Origin of the sequence: Sphingopyxis sp. EG6, from assembly GCF_003609815.1 — a bacterium.
GTDB lineage: Bacteria > Pseudomonadota > Alphaproteobacteria > Sphingomonadales > Sphingomonadaceae > Sphingopyxis.
This window is the reverse complement of record NZ_AP017603.1, coordinates 2821196-2845461: the sequence shown is the minus strand read 5'-3', so window position 1 is coordinate 2845461 and position 24266 is coordinate 2821196. Positions and strand designations below refer to the sequence as shown.

Genomic DNA, 24266 nt, shown 5'->3' with positions numbered 1-24266 from the left:
TAGGCGGCGCCAATTCTCCCCGCCCCAAGACTCGAAAGGCCCGGCAGACCTCATGAACATCCACGAATATCAGGCGAAAGAACTGCTCGCGAAATTCGGCGTCGCGGTGCCCAAGGGCATTGCCGCGATGAGCGTCGAGGAAGCCGTCGCAGCAGCAAAGCAGCTCCCCGGGCCGCTCTATGTCGTAAAGTCGCAGATTCACGCGGGTGGCCGTGGCAAGGGCAAGTTCAAGGAACTCGGCCCCGATGCCAAGGGCGGCGTCCGCCTCGCCAAGTCGATCGAGGAAGTCGAAGCGCACGCGAAGGACATGCTCGGCAACACGCTGGTGACGATCCAGACCGGCGAAGCCGGCAAGCAGGTCAACCGCCTGTACATCACCGACGGCGCCGACATTAAACAGGAATTTTACCTCGCGCTCCTCGTCGACCGCGCGACCAGCCGCATTGCGGTCGTCGCCTCGACCGAAGGCGGGATGGACATCGAAACCGTCGCGCACGATACGCCCGACAAGATCCACACGATCACGATCGACCCCGCGACGGGCCTGATGCCGCACCACGGCCGCAGCGTCGCCGCGGCGCTCGGCCTGTCGGGCGACCTCGCGAAACAGGCGGCCAAGGTTCTGGCCGGGCTTTACGCCGCCTTCCTTGGCACCGATGCCGAACAGATCGAAATCAACCCGCTGGCGGTGTGCGAAGGCGCCAATGGCGACGAACTGCTGGTGCTCGACGCCAAGGTCGGTTTCGACGGCAATGCGATGTTCCGCCACAAGGACATTGCCGAGCTGCGCGACCTGACCGAAGAAGACCCCGCCGAGGTTGAAGCGTCGGAATATGACCTCGCCTACATCAAGCTCGACGGCAACATCGGCTGCATGGTGAACGGCGCAGGGTTGGCGATGGCGACGATGGACATCATCAAGCTGAACGGCGAATTCCCCGCCAACTTCCTCGACGTCGGCGGCGGCGCTTCGAAGGAAAAGGTCACCGCAGCGTTCAAGATCATCCTGAAGGATCCCGCGGTGAAGGGCATCCTCGTCAACATCTTTGGCGGCATCATGAAGTGCGACATCATCGCCGACGGCATCGTCGCGGCGGCGAAGGAAGTGAATCTGTCGGTGCCTTTGGTCGTCCGCCTCGAAGGCACCAACGTCCAGCAGGGCAAGGACATCCTCGCCAATTCGGGCCTGCCGATCGTCGCGGCAAATGATCTGGGCGACGCGGCAAAGAAGATTGTCGCCGAGGTGCGCGCGGTCGCGTGATAAAGCGCACCCTCTCCCCCCGGGAGAGGGATGCGAAGACTTGCGGACTTGTCCGCTAGTCGAAGCTGGGTGAGGGCAGGATGCAAAGGCGTCGCCCTCACCAAGTCCGACTAGGCAGCAAGCTGCCGAGTCTCCCTATCCTCTCCCAAAGGGAGAGGAGCCAGGTTGACGTTTACGTAAGCGCGAATTATGGCGCAGTGCACAATTTGTTGAGAGGAGCTTTGAGCCCATGAAAATCCTCGTCCCCGTGAAGCGGGTGCTCGATTATAACGTCAAGCCGCGGGTGAAGTCCGACGGCACCGGCGTCGATCTGGCGAACGTCAAAATGTCGATGAACCCGTTCGACGAGATCGGTGTCGAAGAGGCGATCCGCCTCAAGGAAAAGGGCGTTGCGACCGAGATCGTCGCCGTTTCCGTCGGCCCGGCGAAGGCGCAGGAAACGCTGCGCACCGCGCTCGCCATGGGCGCCGACCGCGCGATCCTGGTGCAGACCGACGACGATGTCGAACCGCTGGCGCTCGCCAAGATATTCAAGGCGATTGCCGACGCCGAACAGCCGGGTCTCGTGATCCTCGGCAAGCAGGCGATCGACGGCGACAACAACCAGACCGGCCAGATGCTCGCCGCGCTGACCGGCTGGGCGCAGGGCACCTTCGCCAGCGCGGTCAATGTCGAGGGCGATCATGTCAGCGTCACCCGTGAAGTCGACGGCGGTCTCGAAACGGTGAAGCTGAAGCTTCCCGCGATCGTCACCACCGACCTGCGCCTCAACGAGCCGCGCTATGCGTCGCTGCCGAACATCATGAAGGCGAAGTCGAAGCCGCTCGATACCAAGACCCCCGCCGATTGCGGCGTCGATACCGCCCCGCGCGTCAAGACGGTCAAGGTATCGGAGCCGCCCGTCCGCTCGGCGGGTGTCAAGGTCGCCGATGTCGATGAACTGGTTGCCAAGCTCAAGGCGATGGGAGTGCACTCATGAAAACTCTGGTTTGGGTCGAACATGACGGCAGCGCCGTCAAGGACGCCACGCTCGCGGTGGTCACCGCCGCCTCGAAGCTCGGCGAGGTTCATCTGCTCGTCGCCGGTTCGGGCGTCGATGCGGTCGCCAAGGAAGCCGCGCAGATCGCGGGCGTCGGCAAGGTGCATGTCGCCGATAACGCCGCATTCGGTCATAATCTGCCCGAAAATGTCGCGCCGCTGATCGCCGAGTTGATGGCCTCGCACGATGCGTTCCTCGCGCCCGCGACGACGACCGGCAAAAATATCGCGCCGCGCGTCGCCGCTTTGCTCGACGTGATGCAGATTTCGGAAATCCTGTCGGTCGAGGGTCCCAAGACTTTCACCCGCCCGATCTACGCCGGCAACGCGATCGCGACCGTCGAATCGTCGGATGCCAAGCTGGTCCTGACCGTGCGCGGCACCGCGTTCGACAAGGCCGCGACCTCGGGCGGTTCGGGTACGGTCGAAGCCGTGGGTTCGGGCAGCGACGCCGGCATCTCGAGCTTCGTCGGCGCCGAAATCGCCAAGCAGGACCGCCCCGAACTCACTTCGGCGAAGATCATCGTGTCGGGTGGCCGTGCGCTCGGTTCGAGCGAGAAGTACGAAGAGGTCATCGTGCCGCTCGCCGACAAGCTCGGCGCCGCGCTCGGTGCTTCGCGCGCCGCGGTCGATGCGGGCTATGTCCCCAACGACTATCAGGTCGGCCAGACCGGCAAGATCGTCGCGCCGCAGGTCTATTTCGCGATCGGCATCTCGGGCGCGATCCAGCATCTTGCCGGCATGAAGGATTCGAAGACCATCGTCGCGATCAACAAGGACGAAGACGCCCCGATCTTCCAGGTCGCCGACTTCGGCCTCGTCGCCGATCTGTTCAGCGCCGTCCCTGAACTGACCGGCAAGATCTAAAACGGCCCTGCCGATGGCCGGCGACCATCCCGGAGTGCCTGGACTCGGCGACGCCCCGTTCAATGCCGGGGGTCGCCGGTCCACGCGCGCCGCGCCGGGCGGTTTCGACGACGAAGATCCGTCCGCCGAGGACGAAACCCACGGTCGCTCGCTGACGCTGGCCAGCGTCGCGCGCGACGCGCGGCTCGACAAGAAATTCCTGCTGCTCATTACGCTATCGTCGGCGATCGCCACGCTGGGCCTGCTGCAAAGCTCGGCGGCGGTGGTGATCGGGGCAATGCTCGTATCGCCGCTGCTCGGGCCGATCATGGGGGTCGGCTTTGGGCTGGCGACGCTCGAAACTAATCTGATCAAACGGTCGCTGGTGACGATGGCCGCGGGCATGGCGGTCGCGATCATCGTCGCGATGCTGATCATCTGGATGTCTCCGATCCAGGACGTCACGTCCGAACTTCGCGCGCGGACGCAGCCGACCCTGCTCGACCTCGGCGTCGCGGTCGTCGGCGGCATCGCGGGCGTCTATGCGATCATGCGCAAATTGTCGGGGGTGATGGTCGGGGTCGCGATCGCGACCGCGCTGGTTCCGCCGCTGTCGACCGTCGGTTTCGGGCTGGCCACCGGTCGTTTCGACTTTGCGCTGGGCGCCGCGCTGCTGTTCCTGACCAACACGCTGGCGATCGCCTTTGCCGCAACCGCCGTGGCGCGGCTCAACCGCTTCGGGCCGTCGCTGACCCCGCAGCACACCGCGATGCAGGTGATCGGGATCATCGTGACGCTGAGCATATTGTCGATCCCGCTGGCGCTGTCGCTGAACAATATCGCGCGCGAACTGCGCGCGCGTACGACGGTGCAGGCGAAGCTGGATGGCCTGCTGGGCGACGGCGACCGGATCGATACGCTGACCGTGCGGGTCGACAATGACGATATCGCGGTCGATGGGGTCGTGCTGGTCGATCAATATGCCGCGCGCCTGAATCAGCGGCTGGCCAGTAACGTCCGCAGCGAGCTCGACCGCGATGTGCGCGTCAATATCGTCCAGCTGCGCCAGCAGACCAATGCCGCGGTGCAGTTTGAGGAGCGACTCAACCAGCGGATTGCGACGCTGGAACAGCGCGAGGCCGACAGCCGGAATATCCTGTCCGGGCTGACCGTTGGCGAACTCGTCCGCCGCGACCGGGTGCTGATCGACGCGCAGGCGCGCCGCGTCGTCGTCCAGCGCGATCGCGAGGCGGAGGGCGAACAGGTGGCCGACGCGATCGATCGGATCATCGCGTCGGTGCAGGCGGATTTTCCGCAATGGCTGATCCAGAATGGCGCCCTGACGGCGGCCGAGAGCCCGCCAGCCGCGGAGGCCGTAGCCGAGTAGCGCCGAGCGCGCGCTGTTCGCTTCAAGGACGCAATCGTCTGTGGGTCAAAGCCGATCCTTGGCACAAATGGCAGCTTGCCGTTTACGTAAACTGTAAGCACTATTGCCCGATGATCGACCTGAGTCACGCGCTGTCGGGCTTCATGCGCCGCATTGCCGGTCCCGGTGAAATGGCCGGCCTCGTTCGCCTGTCGGGCGGCGCCAATATGGAAAGCTGGGCGTTCGAGTGGGCGGGCGGCGCTTATGTGCTGCGGCGCGCTCCGTCGGCGGATTATATGGCCGGGCGCCCCTATGGCCATGCCGACGAGGCGGCGCTGGTGATCGCCGCCCATGCGGCAGGGGTGAAGGCGCCCGAGGTTGTCGGCGTGTTGTCCGATGGTGACGGCATGGGCACCGGCTATGTGATGCGGCGGGTGATTGCCGAGGTGAGCCCGGCGAAGATATTGGCCGATCCGCCGCTGTCGCTATTGGCCGACTTGGGGCGCGAGCTGGCGCGGATCCACGCCATTCCTGCCGAAACCATTCCCGCCGCGATCCCGCTGATGGACACCGCCGCGGCGCTGGCCGAGCTGAAAGCGCGCTATGCCGACTATGGCGGCGACCGGCCGGTGATCGCGCTCGCGATCAAATGGTGCGAGGATCATCTGCCGCCGCCCGCGGAGCCGGTGCTGGTGCACGGCGATTACCGGATGGGCAATATCATGGTCGATGCGGACGGGCTCGCCGTCGTGCTCGACTGGGAGTTGGCGCATCGCGGCGACGCGCATGAGGATCTGGCGTTCGGGTGCATGACGGTGTGGCGGTTCGGACGGATCGATCACCCGGCGTTCGGGGTCGGCAGCATCGACGATTATTTCGCGGCCTATGAAGCCGCGGGCGGGGCGCGGGTCGATCGCGACCGCTTCCACTTTTGGCTCGTCTATCGCACCCTGTGGTGGGCGCTCGGCTGCTTGCAGATGGGGCAGGCTTGGCGCAGCGGCGCCGATCCGACGGTCGAGCGTGTCGTCGTCGGCCGGCGCACCGCCGAACAGGAGCTGGACCTATTGTTGCTGCTGGAAACCGAAGCGCCTGCGGCGGAACGCACCCGCTCCTTGCCGCCCGCGCCGCCGCCAGCCGCAGCGCCGACCGGCGAGCCGACGAACCGCGAGATCGTGCAGGCGGTGCGCGACTGGCTGGCCGAGGAGATCAAACCGGCGGCAGAGGGTCATGGCAAGTTTCAGGTCGCGGTCGCGATGAATGCGCTCGGCATCGTGATGCGCGATCTGGACGCGGGCGTGCGCGCGGAGGACAAGGCGCTTGCCGATCGCTTGCTCGGCGGCGCGGTGACGCTCGCCGAACCGGGCCTGCTCGTACGACTGCGCCGCGCGGTGCTCGATAAATGCGCGGTCGACAGCCCCAAATATGCTGCGCTCGCGCGGGCCGAAACGCTGTGGACAGTTGATCTAGCCCCGTAGCTCTGAGCCTGTCGAAGGGCGCTTATCGGATAGGCGCCCTTCGACAAGCTCAGGGCTACGGTTCACTCTTGGAATCGAACAGAGAGGATCGTCATGGACTTCGCTATACCGACCGACCTGCAGGCGTATCTGGACGAACTCGATGCCTTCATCGAGGCGGAGATCAAGCCGCTGGAAGACGCCGACGACAATATCCGCTTCTTCGACCACCGCCGCGAACATAGCCGCACGGACTGGGACAATCAGGGGCTGCCGCGCCACGAGTGGGAAGAATTGCTCCGCGCCGCGACGCGCAAGGCCGATGCGGCGGGGCATTGGCGCTTTTCGGCGCCCAAGAAATATGGCGGCAAGGACGGCTCGAACCTGTGGATGGCTGTGATCCGCGAGCATTTCGCGGCCAAGGGGCTGGGCCTCCACAACGATCTGCAGAACGAGCACAGCATCGTCGGCAATTTCCCCTTTGTGGAGATGTTCGAGCAGTTTGCGACGAGCGAGGAGCAGAAGCAGGAGTTCATCCTCGGCGGGTTCGAGGGCAAGCGCCGCACCGCGTTCGGGCTGACCGAGCCCGACCATGGCAGCGACGCGACGCATATGGAAACGCGCGCCGTCCGCGAAAACCGCGACGGGGTCGAGGGCTGGCGGATCAACGGGCGCAAGATGTGGATCACCGGCATGCACGTCGCGACCCACTGTGCGACCTTCTGCCGTACGGACGGTCAGGATGGCGACGCGAAGGGGATCACCTGCCTGCTGGTGCCGACGGGAACGCCGGGGATGAGCGTCGACGAATATATGTGGACCTTCAACATGCCGACCGACCATCCGCGGATGACATTCGACAATGTGTGGGTACCGGATAGTGCAAGGCTTGGTCCGGTCGGCGGCGGGCTGTCGATTGCGCAGAGCTTTGTCCACCAGAACCGCATCCGGCAGGCGGCGTCATCGCTGGGCGCCGCGGTGTTCTGCATTGAGGAAAGCGTCAAATATGCGCGTGCGCGCAAGCCCTTCGGCGAAGCGCTGGCGAAGAACCAGGCGATCCAGTTCCCGCTCGTCGAGCTGGCGACGCAGGCCGAAATGCTGCGCCTGCTGATCCGCAAAACCGCGTGGGACATGGACAACACCCCGCACAAGGAGATCGAGCATACGCTGTCGGACAAGGTCAGCATGTGCAATTACTGGGCGAACCGCCTCTGCTGCGAAGCCGCCGACCGTGCGATGCAGGTTCATGGCGGCATCGGCTATTCGCGCCACAAGCCGTTCGAGCATATCTACCGCCACCACCGCCGCTATCGCATCACCGAGGGGGCGGAGGAGATCCAGATGCGCAAGGTCGCGGCGTATCTGTTCGGCTATCTGGGGCCGCGGCGGGGGAGTTGGGCTGATGCTTCCCCCTCCCTGCAAGGGAGGGGTTAGGGGTGGGTGAGGCGGGAAAAGCACGATCGGGCATCGAGCCCGTTCGCGCTTGACCCACCCCCGGCCCCTCCCTTGCAGGGAGGGGAGGATTACCGCTTCCGCACAAACTCCGCGCGCAGCACCAGCCCCTTGATCCCTTCATGGCGGCAGTCGATTTCCTGCGCGTCGCCGGTCAGGCGGATCGATTTGATCACCGTGCCGACCTTCAGCGTCTGCCCCGCGCCTTTGACGGCCAGATCCTTGACGAGGACGACCGAATCCCCGTCGCTCAGCAGATTGCCGACCGCGTCGCGGACCTCCGGCCCCGCGGCGTTCGCGGCATCGCGCGCCGCGACGTCGGCGGCGGACAGCCATTCGCCGCTCGCCTCGTCATAGACATAATCATCGTCGTTGCTGGTCATTCCATCATCCCGGTTTGCGGAAGCGCAGCGCGAACTGGTCGGTCTTGCCGCGGATCGCAGGGTCGAAGACGTTTGTCGTGCGCGGATCGTCGGCAAGGCGGTAGAGATCGCTTTCGGCCTCGAGTTTGAATCCGGCCCTGGTCAGCGCGGCAATCACGGCGGCCTTGTCGATGCGGTGCAGGCTGTCGGCGTGCGTCGTGCCGGTCCCGTCGGCGGCGCTGTGATCGACGATCACCAGCGTCCCGCCAGGCTTGAGCGCTGCGAACAGCGCCGCGCTGGCCTTGTCGCCGGTGCCTTCGGGGAAGGGCTTCAGATAGAGGTCGTGGAAATTCTGGACCGTGATGATCGTGTCGAGCGGTGCGGCGAAGGCGGGCGCCGCAAACGGACCGGCGACGGCATCGACATTGGCATAAGCCGCGTCCACGGCCGCCTGGTCGTCGCCATATTGTTTGCGGAAGGCGATGAATTCGGCGGGCTGGAAAGCGTGGACCTTGCCCGACGGGCCGACCGCGGCGGCGAGCAGGCGGGTGACATAGCCGCCGCCCATGACGAAATCACCGACCTGCTCGCCCGGCGCAATCTGAGCAAAGGCGAGCAACTCGACTGGTTTGCGCGCTGCGTCGCGTTCACGGTCGGCGGCGGGGCGCGCGGGGTCCGCGAGCACGGTGGTATAGTCGGAGGCGACGGCCTCCTTGGCGACAACCGGCGGTGCCGCCATTGCGAGCAAAAGGGCGAGGGTAAGCGGACGGATCATGGCATCGACTCCCATAGTGTATCGCATCAATATAACAGCATCGCGGCCCGTTCGCCCGTTTATTTGCATCTCACGATTTTGATGATAGGTTTCTTCGTGAAACTAAAAAGATCGGGAGACTCGGGATGTTTGATCTGGTGATACGCGGCGGTACCGTCGTCGATGGCACGGGCGGCGCGCCCTTTGTCGCGGATGTCGCGGTCGATGGTGATCGCATCGTCGCGGTGGGCGAAAACCTCGGTGCAGGGCGCGACGAAATCGACGCCAGCGGCAAGATCGTCACCCCCGGCTTTGTCGACGTCCACACCCATTATGACGGCCAAGCGACATGGGACCAGGAAATGGCGCCGTCGAGCTGGCACGGCGTCACCACCGTCGTCATGGGCAATTGCGGTGTCGGCTTTGCCCCCGCCAAGCCCGACCGCCACGAATGGCTGATTTCGCTGATGGAGGGCGTCGAGGACATTCCCGGCACCGCGCTCGCCGAGGGCATGTCGTGGGATTGGGAGACCTTTCCCGAATATATGGACGCGCTGGAGAAATTGCCGCGCACGGTCGATGTCGCCTGCCACGTCCCGCACGGCGCGGTGCGTGCCTATGTGCTTGGCGACCGCGAGAAACCCGGCGCGATCCCGACCGAACAGGACATCGCCGAGATGTCGCGGATCGTCGAGGAAGGTATTCGCGCGGGCGCGCTCGGTTTCTCGACCAGCCGCACCGTGCTCCACAAATCGATCGACGGCGAACTGGTTCCCGGCACCACCGCGACCGCCGAGGAGCTGATCGCGATCGGCCGCGCAATGGGGCGCGTCGGCTATGGCGTGTTCGAAATGGCGAGCGACCTGAAGCGCGAGTGGAACGAATTTCAGTGGATGGGTGATTTGAGCCGCGAAACCGGGCTGCCCGTGACCTTTGCCGCGCTGCAATCGATCGCCAAGGAATTGCCGCTCGAAGAGCAGATCGAAGAGATGCGGCGTCAGAATGCGACTGGCGCCAATATCGTCGCGCAGATCGCGCTGCGCGGCAACGGCATCATCATGGCGTGGCAAGGGACGGTGCATCCGTTCCGCTTCAAGCCGGCGTGGAACGAGATCATCGACCTGCCGTGGGATGCGCAGCTCGCGAAGCTGAAAGACCCGGCGTTCAAGGCGCGGATGATTGCCGAGGAGAATGTCTGGCCCGAAAGCGACATTATCGACTTCCTGAAAATCGTCGCGCTCGGCTGGCCGGTGCAGTTCGAAATGGACCCCGATTTCAATTACGAGCCCAAGATGGACGAAAGCATCATGGCGCGCGCCACCGCGGCGGGCGTCACGCCTGATGAATATGCCTATGACCTGCTGATGAAGGACGATGGCAAGGGCTTCATCTATTTTCCGATCCTCAACTACCGCGACGGCAACCTCAATTTCCTTGAGGATTTGCAGCATGCCGACGACACGGTGAACAGCCTGTCCGACGGCGGCGCGCATTGCGGGACGATCTGCGACGCCGCCTCGCCGACCTTCATGCTCCAGCATTGGGTGCGCGACCGCGCGGGCAAGCGGATCGCCCTCGAACATGCAGTGAAGCGCCAGTGCCGCGATACCGCCTTGCTCTATGGGCTGGAGGACCGCGGCGTGCTCGCGCCGGGCTATCTGGCCGACCTCAATGTCATCGATATGGAGCGGCTGAAACTCGGCAAACCGTGGCTCGCCTTCGACCTCCCCGCGGGCGGCAAGCGCCTGCTGCAAAAAGCCGACGGTTATGTTGCGACGATTAAGTCGGGCGAAGTCACGTTCAAGGATGGCGCAATGCAGGGGCCGACCCCCGGCGGCGTGATCCGCGGGCCGCAGCGCGTCGAAATGGCGATGGCGGCGGAATAGGCGGGTCGTCCTTCGCCGTAGCCCTGAGCCTGTCGAAGGGCGCTTCACCGAGGAGCGCCCTCCGACAGGCTAGGGCTACGGTATTGAATGCATCCCATCCTGTACGGAGACACCCGATGAAAGCCATCCAGCTTCGCGCGCCCGCTTCGCTCGACAATCTGACGCTGGTCGATCTGCCCGACCCCGGCGATCCGGGGCCTGGCGAGATTCGCGTCCGGCTGTCGGCCTCATCGCTCAACTTCCACGATTATGCCGTGGTGATGGGGATGCTCCCCGCTGCCGACGGGCGCATCCCGATGTCGGACGGTGCGGGGACGGTCGAGGCGGTGGGCGAGGGGGTAACGCAGTTCAAGCCCGGCGATGCCGTGGTGTCGATCTTCTTTCCCGACTGGATCGACGGCGCGCCGCCTGCGACGGCGTTCCGCGGCGTACCCGGCGATGGGATCGACGGCTACGCGCGCGAGCTTGTGGTGACGCCGCAGCATTGGTTCACGCGCGTGCCGACCGGCTATAATGCTGCCGAGGCGGCGACGCTGACCTGCGCCGGGCTGACCGCATGGCGCGCCTTGTTCGTCGATGGCTCAACCCAGCCGGGATCGACGGTGCTGGTGCAGGGCAGCGGCGGGGTGTCGGTGTTCGCGCTGCAATTCGCCAAGGCCGCGGGCGCGCGGGTGATCGCAACCAGCTCATCCGACGCCAAGCTCGCACGGCTGAAGGCGCTCGGCGCCGACGAACTGATCAATTACAAGGAGGTGCCCGCGTGGGGCGCGAAGGCGCTCGAACTGACCGGCGGGCGCGGGGTCGATACCGTCGTCGAAATCGGCGGCGCAGGCACGCTCGACCAGTCGATGATCGCAACGCGCGTCGGCGGCCATGTCGCGCTGATCGGCGTCCTTGCGGGCTTTGCCGGACCGGTGCAGACCGCGCTGCTGATGGCGAAGAATCTGCGCGTGCAGGGGCTGACGGTGGGCAGCCGCGCGCAGCAGCTCGACATGATCGCGGGGATCGAGGCAAACGGCATCCGCCCGGTGATCAGCGACCATTTCCCGCTCGACCGCTTGGCCGATGCGTTCCGCCATCAGGCGGCCAATGCGCATTTCGGGAAGATTGTGGTGGATATCTGAATTTGAGGGTGTCGAACACAACACCGTAGCCCTGAGCCTGTCGAAGGGCGCTTCTCAGCAAAGCGCCCTTCGACAGGCTCAGGGCTACGGTTCAGCACCGTTTAAACCCCGCTGCCGTGCCCCGCGTCGCCGTGGCGGATGCTGTCGCGTTTCACGCCATATTCGGCGCCCCAGCGGTCGGTCATCTGGGCGCGGATCGCCCAGAGTTCGGGGAAGAAGCGGTGCCGCGCGCCGGCGTCGAGCAGGTCGACCGCGCGGCCGCTGATCGCTTTCGATCCCATGCCGATCGAGCGGTGGACGAGGTAGATATGGTGGGCGCGGAATTTCTGGAACAGTTCGTCGAACTCGATCAGCGCCTCGGCGACGATATAGGCCTCGTCATGAGCGTAGCCGGTGTCGTAGATGTCGGTGAGGGTGCGACCCTGCGGCTCCAGATAGAGCGAGCGATAGGTGTCCCATAGCCCCGCGGGCAGGGTGAGCAGCATCTGGAAGCCGGGGCTTTCCTGCCCCGAACCATTGCCGAGCTGGAGCCGGATCGCCTGATAGTCATAGGGGCTCATCGTTTCGATCAGCGCCAGCTGGTGGGTCATCATCCGGAGCAGCATATGGACGCGTCCGAACAGCGTGATCGCGCGCATGATCCGGCCCTCGCGCAGATGCTGATCGATTTCGGCAAGGGTGAAGGCGGCGAGCTTCATCCACAATTCCTCGACCTGGTGGACGATCTGGAATTGCAGCTCGTCCGGGGTGACGAGGTCGGCGAGCGGTTTCTGGCAGGCGAGCAGGCGGTCGACCGAAAGGTAAACGCCATAGTCCTTCATGACCGGGGCTTCGAGGCGGGTGTGGATGTCGGTTTTGTCGAGCATGGGGGTGTCCCTCATTTGGGGTTGTATCATCGTTTCCAACCGTAGCCCTGAGCCTGTCGAAGGGCGCCTCACCGAGAAGCGCCCTTCGACAAGTTCGGGACTACGGTCTGTTCCGTAATCGATGGTTTCAACCCCGCGGACACACCCCCGCCGGTGGACGCCGCGGCGATCCCGACTGGCCGAGCCAGAGCAGGGGCGCGGCGCGCTTCATTTGGTGAGCAGGTCCGACGGCAGCGTCGGTTCGCTGACCAGCTTTGCCATGCGGCGCCACATTTCGTCGCGGCTTGGCCGACCGCGTTCGACATGCGCGCGGACCATCGCTTCGCCGAGGCCGTAGTTGATCACATAGCTGCGATACTGGTCGGTAAAGCTGACCGATTGTTCGGCGCGCTTTTGCGACACGAGCAGATATTTCTGGGTGAAGGCGACGGCGGTGGGCCGGTCGATGACGCCGTCGAGATATTGCTGCGCGATGGTCAGCCGCGCACCGCCCAGCGCCTCGATCGCTTTCAGCAGCTGCCAATAGCGGTCGTCGGCCGGCACCGCGATTTCGGCGAGCGGCATCAGCACGTCGCGTTCGGTTTCGGCCTTGCTGGCTTCAGGAAAGGCGAGGTCGATGCCATAATTCGCGGTGCCCTCGGCGATCAGGCTTTGCGGGCTGTAGAGCGGATAGACGCTGAACTCGGTCCAGCCGCGCTCTTTCACCAGCTTCTCCTCGAGCTTCATGTTGAGGAGGTGATGGCCGGGATAGCCCTCGTGGCAACCGAGATCGAGCGCGCGCGACAGCCGGATCGGCAGGTCGGTGTTGACCTGGATCAGGCTGTGATAGGCGCCCTGGTAGTAATTATAGCCGCTCCAGCTTTTGCCGGTGACGAATTCCAGCCGGAAGCTTTCGCCGTCGGGCATCGGGATATGCGCGAGGCTGCGGCCGCGGCAGCGCGCGATCGCGACGTCGAACACCTTTTGCAGCCGGTCCTTGGGGATGGTGAAGCGGTCGAGATAGGCCTCGACCCGTTCCGCCAGCGCGCCGTCGCCGGGGACGAGCGCCTCGACCGCGGCGAGATGGCGGTCGTAGTCGGCGAGGGGTTTCAACTGCGGGCGGACGCCGAACAGCCGCTCGGCCTCGTCGGCGAAGGCAAAGCGCGTGCCCTGCATCATCATCAGCCGCGTTTCGGCGGCGCGCAGCTGGGCGCGCAAGAAGGCGGCGCGGCGGCGGTCGACCGGGTCGGACAGGCGGCGCGCGATGGTGGCGAGCCGAGCGGTCAGCTCGCGCGTCGCGGCGAGCAGGGTCGGCTTGTCGCGCGGCGCCGCCTCGGCCGCGGCCTTCAGTTCGGGCGGCCCGTAATAGGCGTCGATATAGCCCGCTTCGTGGGTGCCGATCTCGAGCGTCAGCTTGAGGTAGGTCGCGGCGATGTCGTTCAACGCCTGCGCCGAGGCCGGGGCGCGGCGCACGTCGATCGCGGCGACGTCTGTCGTGCCGCGTGACCCCGCGGTCTGGCTGGTGGCGCAACCCGCCAGCAGAGTGGCGGCGACCAGCGCCAATGACATCGACTTGGGCATCATGCGCGTACCGGCTCCCTGTCTTCGGAGGTGTCGTCGACATCGCCGTCGGCGGCGATCTCGGCATTGGTTTCGGTTTCGACCGCGTGATGATCGGGATGCAGCGGCGCAAGGCGGAGGACGGCAAAGCCGACCAGCGCCGCAGCGAGCGATCCCATCAGGACGCCGATCTTGGCTTCCTCGATCAGCAGCGCGTTGCCGGGGAAGGCGAGGCCACCGATGAACAGGCTCATCGTGAAGCCGATCCCGCACAGCATCGCAACGCCATAAATCTGGAGCCATGTTGCGCCGCGCAGCTTGCCTGCGATACCGAATTTGACCGCGAGCCAGACGCTGCCGAAAATCCCGACCTGCTTGCCGAAGAACAGGCCCGCGGCGATGCCGAGCGGCAGCGGCGCAAAAATCTGTTCGGCGGTCAGCCCGCCGATGTCGACCCCGGCGTTCGCAAAACCGAATAGCGGCACGATCGCAAAGGCGACCCAGGGGTGGAGGGCGTGTTCGAGCCGGTGGAGCGGCGACGTCTGGCTATCGGGCGTGCCCGGCGTCCGCTCGAACGGGATCGCCATCGCCGCGAGCACCCCGGCGATCGTGGCGTGGACGCCCGACAGCAGCATCGCGTACCAGAGGAGGAGGAACATCAAGAGGTAGAGCGGCAGGCTCTTAACGCCCCGCCGGTTCATTGCGAACATCGCGCCCAGAATGGCGGCGGCGGCGGCCAGCGCAAGCAGGTTGATCTTGGCGGTATAGAAAAGCGCGATGATGGCGACCGCGCCCATGTCGTCGACGATCGCGACGGTCACCAGGAACAGTTTGAGCGAGGTCGGCGCGCGCTTGCCGAGCAGTGCGAGGATGCCCATTGCAAAGGCGATGTCGGTCGCGGCGGGGATTGCCCAGCCTTGTGCAAGGCCGGGGGTCGATCCGGCGAAGATCAGGTACAGCAGCGCCGGGACGGCCATTCCCGCCGCGGCCGCGATGAAGGGCAGGCGCCGCCGGTCCCAGCTGGCGAGCCGCCCATCGACGAACTCGCGCTTGATTTCGAGCCCGACGAGCAGGAAAAACACCGCCATCAAGCCGTCGTTGATCCACAGGTGAACGGTCATCGGGCCGAGCTTGTCGGTGAGCACCGGACCCGTCACCGCGTGGATCGCATGGTGATAGGCATCGCCCAAGGCGGAATTGGCGACAATCATCGCCAAAATGGCGGCGAAAATCAGCAGCATTCCGCCCGCGCTTTCGCTCGCAAGGAAGTTGCGTAGCGCGGAAGGCGGCGGTTTTCTGCCGTTCATCGGTCGATCGTTCCTTTGGTTGCCCCGGGGATTGCCGGTGTCCTAGCTCGTGGAGCGCATCTTTACAAATTCACCCCGGGATTTAGCACTGCGGGGTGGGTGGCGTGACGCCACGGTGGCACGAGGCAGGTGGGTGGCGCTATCGACCGCATGGCTGGAATGGCTGGTGTTGGGGGCCAGCCACGAACTGATGCTGTTCGCGTCGGTGGGCATCCTGCTGATCGGCCTCGACGACCTGTTTTTCGACGCACTGTGGCTGGCGACGCGCGGCGAGCGTAGCAGGAGCGCGGCCACCAGGCCGCCGCTCGACGGGACCATCGCCGTCTTCATTCCGGCGTGGGACGAGCATCGCATCATTGCGGCGATGCTGCGCCGCTCGCTGGCGGCATGGCAGGGCGAGGACGTCCGCATCTATATCGGCTGTTATCCGAATGATGCCGCGACGTTGTTTGCGATCTCGCCGCTGGTTGCCGCCGATCGCCGGTTAAGGCTGGTCGTCAATGAGCGCGACGGGCCGACGACCAAGGGCGACAACCTTAACCGGTTGTGGGCAGCGCTGGGCGAGGATGAGCGCGCCGAGGGAATGCGCTTTGCCGCGATCGTCCTTCACGATGCCGAGGATCATGTCCATCCGGGCGAGATCGCGCTGTATCGGCGCTATCTGGTCGATCATGCGATGGTGCAAATCCCGGTCGTGCCAATCATCGCGCGCGGCGCGCGGTGGATCGGCGGCCATTATGGCGACGAATTTGCCGAGGCGCATGGCAAGGAAATGGTCGTGCGGTCGCGGCTGGGGATGCCATTGCCCTCGGCCGGGGTCGGTTGCGCGCTGACGCGGCATACGCTGGCGCTGCTGGCGATCGAGCGTGGCGGCGATCCGTTCCGCTGCAACAGCCTGACCGAAGATTATGAGATCGGCATGGTGATCGGCGCCTATGGGCTCAGCGCGCGCTTCGTCGACGAGACGGGGGCGACCGGTGAGCGCGTCGTGTCGCGTGGCGCCTTTCCGGACCGCGCCGATGCCGCCGTGCGGCAAAAGGCGCGCTGGATCGCGGGGATCGCATTGGCGGGATGGGATCATCTCGGCTGGCCCGGGTCGCGGCGCGGCGCGGTGGCGGAACCGCCGGGCCGCACCTGGCTGGCCCGCTGGATGTTGTGGCGCGATCGCCGGGCGCCGCTGGCCGCGCTGGTCGTGCTGGCCGCCTATGTCGGGTTGCTGCTGACCGCGCTTGGCTGGGCGGGGCGCGCTATTCTGGGTTGGGATGCGACGATCGTTGGCGGTACGATGCAGATGCTGCTGGCGCTGAACGCGATGCTGCTCGTCTGGCGGCTTTGCATGCGCAGCCTGTTCGCGGGACGGTGCTATGGCTGGCGCGAGGCGGCTTGGGCGGTCCCGCGCGCCTTTGTCGGCAACATCATGGCGATCCTCGCGGCGCGGCGCGCGCTGGTGATTTACGGGCGGATGCTGCGGTCGGGCGAGGTCGTCTGGGACAAGACCGAACATCGGGAAAGCGACATGGCGGTCGAGGTCGCCCCTGCGCCGGTGGCGGCGCGGTGAGCGAGCGGGGCTTTGCCATCGGACGCGATGCGCGGCCGCTGCGCTTTTTGTTGCTGTGCGTCGGCGGCTGGACGGTGTTGCGGGTCGCGGCGCATTGGGCTCCGGAACCGCCGCCGCCGGACGCCATGGCGCCACCTTGGTCGGCGCCCGCCCCCTTTGCCGCGACCGACTGGTCGCTGGCGCCGCCCGCACTGGCCCCCAAGGCGATGGTGCCGCGACCATCGCGAATGGCATCGTTGCCCCCTATTCAAGTGGTTGAGAGGGGTGGGACAAGCGATGCAGCGATCGCGACCGCCGATGCAGTGGCGACGGGCGGTGCCGAGCGCCATGCCCTTCGCGCCGCGCTGCTGACGCGGCTGCTCCCGCCCTCCACAGGCGGTACCGCGCGGTCGGCGATGCGGCGCGGCGCGGGGGATTGGTTCCCGGTCGCGGCTCCCGCCGCGGCGCCGCCCGGGCAGGGCAAACCCTTCTGGATGCGGCGGCAAATGGCGGGTTGGTCGCTCGGCGGCTGGCTTTATGTGCGCGATGATGCGCGGGCGGTTCCCGGCGGTATCGCGGCGCGAAGCCAGCTCGGCGGCAGCCAGGCCGGATTGCGGGTCGCATATGGATTTGGCGATACGGGTCGCACGCGCGCCTATGGCCGCGCAACGATTGCGGTGCGCCGCCCCGCGCAGCGCGAGGTCGCTTTTGGCCTGGCGTTGGCGCCGCTGGCGCATTGGCCGGTCGACGTCGCGATCGAACATCGCCTTGGTGTGGGACGCGAAGGGCGCAGCGCGCTCGCGGCGATGATCAGCGGCGGGGTCGGCGATGTCGCACTGCCGCACGGGTTTCGGCTGGAAGCTTATGGACAGGCGGGGGTTGTCGGGGCGCGGCGGCGCGACGGGTTTGCCGATGGGGCGATCGTTATCGACCGACGGCTTGGTCCCGATGAGGCGTCGCCGCTGCGCCTTGGCGCGTTGGCGGCGGGGGCGGTCCAACCGGGGGCGGGGCGCGTCGATGTTGGGCCGCGATTGACGCTACGCCTGCCGCACGTCGGCGAAGGCAGCCGGATCGCGCTCGATTGGCGCCAGCGCGTTGCGGGCGATGCGGCACCCGAAAGCGGCGTCGCGCTGACGCTCGCGAGCGACTTCTGAACCGCCGCAAAAATAGCCGCCCAGCCGATTCCCCGTTCTGCAAAAATGGTCTAGGGTCGTGGGACTCGGCGCAGTTTTTCGCCGCAGACGCATGTTTCGAGGCCCATGGACCTTTACCTTCCCGTCGCCAATCTGTCGGTCAATGCGCTGGTCATCGTGCTGCTGGGCGGCGGGGTGGGGTTCCTGTCGGGCATGTTCGGGGTCGGCGGCGGGTTTCTGACCACACCGCTGCTGATCTTTTACGGCATTCCGCCGACGGTTGCCGCGGCGTCGGCCGCGACGCAGGTGACCGGGGCGAGCGTGTCGGGGGTGATGGCGCATCTCGAGCGAGACGGCGTCGATCTGCGCATGGGCGCGGTGCTGGTCGCGGGCGGCCTGCTCGGGTCGCTGATCGGCGCCGGCCTGTTCGAACTGCTGACCGCCTGGGGCCAGATCGATACGGTGATCTCGATCCTCTACGTCGCGCTGCTCGGCACCGTCGGGACGTTCATGGGGCGCGAGGCGTGGGGGAGCTTTCGCGCCGCGCAGGCGGGATTGCCCGCCCCGGCGCGCAAGCGGCGCCACCATCCGATGGTCGCCAACCTGCCGCTGCGCTGGCGCTTCTATCGCTCGGGCCTGTACATCTCGCCGCTGGCGCCGTTGCTGCTGGGCATGGTCGGCGGGGTGCTGACGATGCTGCTCGGGGTTGGCGGCGGGTTCATCATGGTCCCCGCGATGCTGTATCTGCTTGGAATGGGGACGCAGGTTGTCGTCGGTACCTCGCTGTTCCAGATTTTGTTCGTGACGATCGCGACGACGATGGTCCATGCGCTGACCACGGGCGCGGTCGATATCGTGCTGGCGGCGTTGCTGCTGCTCGGCAGCGTCGTGGGGGCGCAATTCGGCGCGCGGTTCGCGCAAAAGGCGCGCCCGGAATATCTGCGGCTGGCGCTTGCGGCGATCGTGCTGTTGGTGGCGCTGCAAATGGCGGCCGGGTTGTTCATCCGCCCCGACGAAATTTACTCGGTCCAATGACGCGCTTCGCGGCCTTGATCCTGTGGCTGGCGGCGCTGTCGCTGCCGGTCGGCGCCGCCGAGGCCGCCGACCCGCGGCTCGTTCCCGACGTGTCGAGCCGCGCGATCGACATCCAGTACAGCTTCACCGGCGAGGAGTTGCTGTTGTTCGGCGCGATCCTCTATCCCGGCCAGCGCCTGCCCGACGACCGCGCCGACATCGTCGTGGTGCTGAAGGGCCCGGTGCGCCCGATCGTGCTGCGCGAAAAGCGTCGGGTGGCGGGCATCTGGGTCAATGCGAGCAGCATCCGCCTGCGCACCTCGCCCGGCTTTTATGCGATCGGATCGTCGCGGCCGATCGACAAGCTGGTCGACGAGCGCACCGCGGCGATTTTTGAACTGGGGCTTGCCAATCTGTCGATGTCGCCGACCGAATTTTCCGAAGCGACCAAGCTCGAGCGGTTCGAGGCGGGCCTGACTGACCTCTATCGCCGCCTCGGGCTGTTCTATGAAAATCCGGCGGCGGTCGAGATTACCGAAGGAGTGCTGTACCGCGCGCGCATCCCGGTGCCGGCGCGGGTGCCGGTCGGAACCTATCGCGCCGAAACCTTTCTGATCAGCCGCGGGCGCGTGCTGGCGGTCGCATCCCGCGACGTCCAGATCCGCAAGGCCGGGTTCGAACGCTTCGTTGCGCTGGCAGCGGAACGGCATGGCTTTCTTTACGGTCTGACCGCGGTAATCCTGTCGCTGCTGCTCGGCTATGCCGCGTCGGCGATATTTCGCCGCCGCTGAGCTGCCTTTAGCCAATATTTACCCTGACCTGCGATACCGATTGTCGGGACCATTTCAGGCGGGGCATTTTGATGGATATGCAGGGTGGCGGATTTCCCGCCGGAGATTCGACGGCGGCGCAGCATGTTCGGCTGGCTGGCGGTGGCGCCGCGGCGTCGGTGGCACCGGTGATCAACCATCATCGCGACGACCTGATGATCGGCGAGGTGATCGATATTTCGGGTTCGGCCTCGCGCATCCTGCTCGACGCGGTGACGATCGGCAAATTGTCGACCTCGAACGACGCTGCTGTCGCGATGGCGGGCCAGGTCGGCGCGCAGGTGAAAGTTCGCGTCGGCAACATCTGGTTGATCGCCAGCATCCGCGACCAGCAATTGCACGAGCGCGGCGAAGGACTGATCGTCGCGACGATCGATTTCCTGGGCGAAGGCGAAGAAGAAAAGATCACCGGCCGGATTTCGAATTTCCGCCGCGGCGTCACCCGCTATCCGATCCCGGGCAGCCAAGTGTTCGCGGCGACCAGCGCCGACCTCAAGCAGATTTACGCCGCCGACGAACGCGCGCATGTCGAAATCGGCACGGTCTATCCGACCAAGGATATTCGCGGCTCGCTCTATGTCGATGCGATGCTGGGCAAGCATTTTGCGCTGCTGGGATCGACCGGTACCGGCAAATCGACCAGCGCGGCGCTGATCCTGCACAAGATCTGCGAACTCGCGCCGCAGGGCCATATCGTGATGATCGATCCGCACGGCGAATATTCGGCGGCGTTCAAGGGCACCGGCGCGCTGTTCGACGTCGACAATCTGGCGATGCCCTATTGGCTGATGAATTTCGAAGAACATTGCGAAGTCTTCGTCACCGCCGAGGGACGCGACCGCCAGGCCGACTGCGACGTGCTGTCGCGCTGTCTGCTTCAGGCGCGGACCAAGAACCGGCTGGCCGAGGGGATGACCAAGATCACGGTCGATTCGCCGATCCCCTATCTGCTGTCCGACCTGCTCAACATCCTCACGAACGAGATGGGCAAGCTCGACAAGGCGACCTCCTCGGCGCCGTTCATGCGGATCAAGGGCAAGATCGAGGAAATGCGCGCCGACCCGCGCTATAACTTCATGTTCTCGGGAATGCTCGTCGCCGACACGATGGCGAATTTCCTCGGCAAGATATTCCGCCTGCCGTCGGACGGCCGCCCGATCTCGATCATCGACGTGTCGGGGGTGCCGTCGGACATCACCGGGGTGGTCGTCGCGGTGCTATCGCGGCTGACCTTCGACTATGCGATCTGGTCGCGCGGCGAGCCGCAGCGCCCGATCCTGCTCGTCTGCGAAGAAGCGCATCGCTACATCCCGTCGAAGGATGTCGGGAGCGGGCAGGCGGTGCGCAAGATCCTGGAGCGGATTGCCAAGGAAGGCCGTAAATATGGCGTTTCGCTTGGGCTGATCACCCAGCGCCCGTCCGATCTGGCCGAAGGCGTGCTGTCGCAGTGCGGCACGATCATCTCGATGCGCCTCAACAACGAACGCGACCAGCATTTCGTGAAAGCCGCGATGCCCGAAGGCGCGCGCGGCTTCATCGATTCGATCCCGGCGCTGCGCAACCGCGAGTGCATCGTGTGCGGCGAGGGCGTGTCGATCCCGATCCGCGTCTATCTCGATACGCTGGAAGAGGAAAAGCGCCCGGCGTCGAGCGATCCGCTGTTTTCGAAGCTGTGGCGCGAAACCGGCGGCGAGGCCGAAATCCTGGAACGCGTGGTCAAGCGCTGGCGCAGCCAGGGGCGGTAACAAACCGCGTCATTGCGAGCGCAGCGAAGCAATCCGGGGCGGTTTACGCTACCCTGGATTGCTTCGCTGCGCTCGCAATGACGAAGTTAGAGGCTGTCCGGTTCAACCGGAACCGTAGCCCTGAGCCTGTCGAAGGGCGCCTCTCGGCGAGAAGCGCCCTTCGACAGGCTCAGGGCTACGGTGATATGATCCAGCCTGACCGGGACAGACCTAGCCCTTCGGCGGTTCCCACAGTTCGATCGGATTGCCCTCGGGATCATGGACGCGCGCGAAGCGGCCGACGGCGGGGTCGTCCCATTCGGGCTTGGTGATAATCTCTTCGCCCGCGTCGCGAAACGGCACGAGCACCGCGTCGAGATCGTCGACGCGCAGGTTCAGCATATGCTGTTTGTCGGCGGCGAAATAATCGGTGTCGCCCTTGAACGCGCTGAACACCAGCGGTCCGGCGGTGACGTTCCATACCCATTCGTTGACCGGCACGCTGTCGTCGGCGCTGCAGCCGCCGCCGATCCCCAGCCGTTCCTTGTACCACGCGTTCAGTGCGTCGGGGTCGCGCGCCCGGAAAAACAGCCCGCCAATGCCTTTGACATGTCCCATATCCGCCTCCTTGCTGTCTGCCGGGAGGCTAGGCCGATTTGATCAGCGTTTCCACTCCCCGCTGCCACGAAATTCTTCGCGGATCTGCCCCGACTGGTTGAGCCGCGGATCGGCGTAGGTCGGCGTTGCGGAGGTGGCGACCGGCGGCGGCGCGGTCGGTGCGGCGGGTGCCAGCGTTCCGGGCAGCGGGGCGGCGGCGACATCGGGCAGCGGTGCGGCGGGGCCGGCCAGCATCGGCGCCGGACCGGCGCCGGGGGCGATGCCCTGACCCTTCAGGATCGCGAGTTGCTGCGCGAGCGGCAGATAGGGGCCGGGGGCGGGTTCGCGGCCCGGATAGGGCGCGCGGAACGCGTCGGGCATGCCCCAGCGGCCACGCCAGCGGTGAAAGATATGCGCGCCGACGATGTTGGTCATCACCAGGCTCTTGCCCCAGCGCGGCCAGATCGCCTGCGTGTGATAATGGGTGGCGAGGCCGACTTTCGGGAACACATACCCGCCGAGCGCCGCCGAGGCGATGCGGCTGGCGCGCAGCCAGTTGGGTCTGCTGGGCGTGCGCGCCATCGCGCCGTCGCAGCTGAAGGTGAACTGGCACACTCCGGCGCGCTGCGAGCCCTGGAAGACGACACCGCAGACGGTGTTGGGGAAGCTCGGGTGGCGAACGCGGTTGATGACCGTCTGGGCGACGCCGCGCATCCCGTCGTCGGTTTCCGACGCGGCCTCGTAATAAATGGCGGCGGTCAGGCAATAATGCGCGCGTTCGCGGTCGAGCGCGGTCAGCCCGCGAAAGACATAGGGCTTGGCGGGCGGCCCGGCAAAAGCTTCATCGCGCAGCAGTGCGGGATCGGTCGGCGGCAGCGCGGCGGCGTCGCCATAGCCGATGCTGGCGGGATCGGGCAGCGTCGGGTCGATCTTGAGCGCCGCCTCATAATCCTCGGCATTCATGATCGCCCAGCGCGCGGGATCATAGGCGCGAAAATCGAGCGGCACCGAAACGCTGTACGGCCCGAACACCGCGGGCGGACGGAGCTGTCCGCTCGACAACAGAAAGGCGAGGCAAGCGACCGTCACGACCGCGATAATCGCCGCCCAGAAGCCGCGCCCCGGCCCCGCCGGTTTTTCGGGGAGCGGGTCGCGCCACGTCGAACGGGCGGTAAGGTTGAGTTCGGGCTTCATGCGCGCATCAAATTCCATCGCCGCGCCCGCGCCGATTCGCGCAAGCGGGTGTCGATTTGCCTTATACGCGCAAACGCCAATAAAATGTTGCAGTGCGTGCGGAATGTCCCGCGGCGGTACGGGCGCAGGCGCAGGGTTTGACCAGGAACGCCCAAAGCGCGGGCATTAGCGACCTGTTGACGCCAATTGGGTAAAGCCGCGGCATGACCGACGTCGGCATCCCATGCTATCGACGCAGCGCCCGCACCGACTGGCGCATTTGGTTGCTGCTGGCTTTTGGATCGGTGTTTCTATGGGCGGGGTCGGTCGTCGATCCCGCCGACAATTGCAGCGAGGATGGCCGTGAGTGCGCGCCCTGGCTGGTGCCGCTGGCGCAGGGGTTCGGGGCGCTGATCGCGCTGGGCGCCGGACTGAACATGCTTGCCAATCCGAACCGCGGCAGCCGCATCGACCCGGAAACGGGCGACCTTGTCTGGTGGAAAGGCCGGATTGGCAGCAGCAGCGGCGACGAGGGGCGCATCCATCCGTCGCAGATCAGCCGATTGCGGATCGTGCGGCAGGAGGACAGCGATGATGCGGTGCACCTGTACGACCGGGCCGGTGAGCGGCTGTTCTGGTTCGACGAGGAGGTGATCCCATGGCCCTATGACCGCTGGGCGGCGCGGTTGGCGGCACGATGGCCGCACATCGAGGTCGAGCGGGTCGACTAGCCGATCCTGGGCGTCACGGGGTAAGTGGCGGCCGTGAAATAATGGCGCATGCCGCGTTTGGCGCGATACGCATCGATGCGCTGGGCATAATGGCCGGGCAGATCGAAGCTCGCGTGACGGGCGCTGGCGCCGCGACCGAGCGGCGCGTCGCGGGCGATGAGCGCCATCTGGTGATGGTAAAAAAGCTCGTTCATGTCCATTGGGTAATTCCTAGGTGGTCAGGCGAGCTGGATGCAGAATAGTCAGCGAATGGTCCGGCCCGGCGCCCCAAG

22 protein-coding genes are annotated in these 24266 nt (G+C 65.8%); 14 read left to right on the top strand and 8 right to left on the bottom strand.

Going from position 1 to position 24266, the window contains the following annotated elements; genetic code table 11:
• Nucleotides 1-52: 52 nt before the first annotated feature.
• The 6 genes from sucC (at nucleotide 53) to SPYCW_RS13735 (ending at nucleotide 7399) form a co-directional block, all read left to right on the top strand.
• Nucleotides 53-1261 (top strand): ADP-forming succinate--CoA ligase subunit beta, encoded by a 1209-nt coding sequence (gene sucC / locus SPYCW_RS13760; RefSeq protein ID WP_120217253.1) that lies wholly within the window; start codon nucleotides 53-55, stop codon nucleotides 1259-1261.
• Nucleotides 1262-1490: 229 nt separating this feature from the next.
• Complete coding sequence (locus tag SPYCW_RS13755; protein WP_120217252.1) at nucleotides 1491-2240, top strand: electron transfer flavoprotein subunit beta/FixA family protein; 750 nt, start codon at nucleotides 1491-1493, stop codon at nucleotides 2238-2240.
• Entirely contained in the window at nucleotides 2237-3166 is a 930-nt protein-coding gene (locus tag SPYCW_RS13750) for an electron transfer flavoprotein subunit alpha/FixB family protein (RefSeq protein WP_120217251.1), read from the top strand. The genes SPYCW_RS13755 and SPYCW_RS13750 overlap by 4 nt, the downstream gene beginning before the upstream one ends.
• A gap of 13 nt (nucleotides 3167-3179) precedes the next feature.
• Nucleotides 3180-4532, top strand: coding sequence for a DUF389 domain-containing protein (locus tag SPYCW_RS13745; protein ID WP_120217250.1), 1353 nt, complete (start codon nucleotides 3180-3182; stop codon nucleotides 4530-4532).
• A gap of 110 nt (nucleotides 4533-4642) precedes the next feature.
• On the top strand, nucleotides 4643-5986 hold the full coding sequence (locus SPYCW_RS13740) for a phosphotransferase family protein (RefSeq protein WP_120217249.1): 1344 nt from the start codon (nucleotides 4643-4645) through the stop codon (nucleotides 5984-5986).
• A gap of 93 nt (nucleotides 5987-6079) precedes the next feature.
• Nucleotides 6080-7399, top strand: a complete 1320-nt coding sequence (locus SPYCW_RS13735; protein WP_120217248.1) for an acyl-CoA dehydrogenase family protein — start codon at nucleotides 6080-6082, stop codon at nucleotides 7397-7399.
• An 89-nt stretch (nucleotides 7400-7488) separates the two neighbouring features.
• On the opposite strand, the gene SPYCW_RS13730 is transcribed toward SPYCW_RS13735, so the two are convergent.
• Both SPYCW_RS13730 and SPYCW_RS13725 read right to left on the bottom strand, forming a co-directional pair.
• Nucleotides 7489-7800: an alkylphosphonate utilization protein gene (locus SPYCW_RS13730; protein WP_120217247.1), complete on the bottom strand. Its 312-nt coding sequence runs from the start codon at nucleotides 7798-7800 to the stop codon at nucleotides 7489-7491.
• 4 nt (nucleotides 7801-7804) lie between these two features.
• On the bottom strand, nucleotides 7805-8554 hold the full coding sequence (locus SPYCW_RS13725) for a class I SAM-dependent methyltransferase (protein ID WP_120218312.1): 750 nt from the start codon (nucleotides 8552-8554) through the stop codon (nucleotides 7805-7807).
• Nucleotides 8555-8679: 125 nt separating this feature from the next.
• Between SPYCW_RS13725 and SPYCW_RS13720 the strand changes: the two genes are divergently transcribed.
• Together SPYCW_RS13720 and SPYCW_RS13715 are read left to right on the top strand one after the other, a co-directional pair.
• Nucleotides 8680-10419, top strand: a complete 1740-nt coding sequence (locus tag SPYCW_RS13720) for an N-acyl-D-amino-acid deacylase family protein (protein ID WP_120217246.1) — start codon at nucleotides 8680-8682, stop codon at nucleotides 10417-10419.
• A 116-nt stretch (nucleotides 10420-10535) separates the two neighbouring features.
• Entirely contained in the window at nucleotides 10536-11543 is a 1008-nt protein-coding gene (locus SPYCW_RS13715; protein ID WP_120217245.1) for a zinc-dependent alcohol dehydrogenase family protein, read from the top strand.
• Nucleotides 11544-11644: 101 nt separating this feature from the next.
• On the opposite strand, the gene SPYCW_RS13710 is transcribed toward SPYCW_RS13715, so the two are convergent.
• The 3 genes from SPYCW_RS13710 to nhaA all read right to left on the bottom strand — a co-directional run bounded on the left by SPYCW_RS13710 (nucleotide 11645) and on the right by nhaA (nucleotide 15255).
• A complete protein-coding gene (locus tag SPYCW_RS13710) occupies nucleotides 11645-12409 on the bottom strand; it encodes a tryptophan 2,3-dioxygenase family protein (RefSeq protein WP_120217244.1) in 765 nt (254 codons plus the stop codon).
• Nucleotides 12410-12616: 207 nt separating this feature from the next.
• A complete protein-coding gene (locus SPYCW_RS13705; RefSeq protein ID WP_232014719.1) occupies nucleotides 12617-13972 on the bottom strand; it encodes a hypothetical protein in 1356 nt (451 codons plus the stop codon).
• Nucleotides 13969-15255, bottom strand: a complete 1287-nt coding sequence (nhaA, locus tag SPYCW_RS13700; RefSeq protein ID WP_120217243.1) for a Na+/H+ antiporter NhaA — start codon at nucleotides 15253-15255, stop codon at nucleotides 13969-13971. The genes SPYCW_RS13705 and nhaA overlap by 4 nt, the downstream gene beginning before the upstream one ends.
• Before the next feature lie 133 nt (nucleotides 15256-15388).
• On the opposite strand from nhaA, the gene SPYCW_RS13695 reads away from it, so the two are divergent.
• From SPYCW_RS13695 to SPYCW_RS13675, 5 genes are all read left to right on the top strand, one after another.
• Nucleotides 15389-16813 carry a glycosyl transferase family protein gene (locus SPYCW_RS13695; protein ID WP_120217242.1) on the top strand — a complete coding sequence of 475 codons (1425 nt, stop codon included), beginning with the start codon at nucleotides 15389-15391 and terminating at the stop codon, nucleotides 16811-16813.
• Complete coding sequence (locus SPYCW_RS13690) at nucleotides 16810-17946, top strand: hypothetical protein (RefSeq protein ID WP_120217241.1); 1137 nt, start codon at nucleotides 16810-16812, stop codon at nucleotides 17944-17946. Before SPYCW_RS13695 ends, SPYCW_RS13690 begins: the two co-directional genes overlap by 4 nt.
• Before the next feature lie 105 nt (nucleotides 17947-18051).
• Nucleotides 18052-18960 (top strand): sulfite exporter TauE/SafE family protein, encoded by a 909-nt coding sequence (locus tag SPYCW_RS13685; protein ID WP_120217240.1) that lies wholly within the window; start codon nucleotides 18052-18054, stop codon nucleotides 18958-18960.
• A complete protein-coding gene (locus tag SPYCW_RS13680) occupies nucleotides 18957-19730 on the top strand; it encodes a TIGR02186 family protein (protein WP_120217239.1) in 774 nt (257 codons plus the stop codon). Before SPYCW_RS13685 ends, SPYCW_RS13680 begins: the two co-directional genes overlap by 4 nt.
• A 71-nt stretch (nucleotides 19731-19801) precedes the next feature.
• On the top strand, nucleotides 19802-21514 hold the full coding sequence (locus SPYCW_RS13675; protein ID WP_172595504.1) for an ATP-binding protein: 1713 nt from the start codon (nucleotides 19802-19804) through the stop codon (nucleotides 21512-21514).
• Between the two features lie 210 nt (nucleotides 21515-21724).
• Here SPYCW_RS13675 and SPYCW_RS13670 read toward each other — a convergent pair whose 3' ends face one another.
• Entirely contained in the window at nucleotides 21725-22111 is a 387-nt protein-coding gene (locus tag SPYCW_RS13670) for a VOC family protein (protein ID WP_120217238.1), read from the bottom strand.
• Between the two features lie 42 nt (nucleotides 22112-22153).
• Nucleotides 22154-23302, bottom strand: a complete 1149-nt coding sequence (locus SPYCW_RS13665; protein ID WP_232014718.1) for a cell wall hydrolase — start codon at nucleotides 23300-23302, stop codon at nucleotides 22154-22156.
• A 185-nt stretch (nucleotides 23303-23487) separates the two neighbouring features.
• Between SPYCW_RS13665 and SPYCW_RS13660 the strand changes: the two genes are divergently transcribed.
• Nucleotides 23488-23994, top strand: coding sequence for a hypothetical protein (locus SPYCW_RS13660; RefSeq protein ID WP_120217237.1), 507 nt, complete (start codon nucleotides 23488-23490; stop codon nucleotides 23992-23994).
• Here SPYCW_RS13660 and SPYCW_RS13655 read toward each other — a convergent pair.
• On the bottom strand, nucleotides 23991-24188 hold the full coding sequence (locus SPYCW_RS13655; RefSeq protein ID WP_145985991.1) for a hypothetical protein: 198 nt from the start codon (nucleotides 24186-24188) through the stop codon (nucleotides 23991-23993). The genes SPYCW_RS13660 and SPYCW_RS13655 overlap by 4 nt on opposite strands.
• Nucleotides 24189-24266 lie beyond the last annotated feature (78 nt).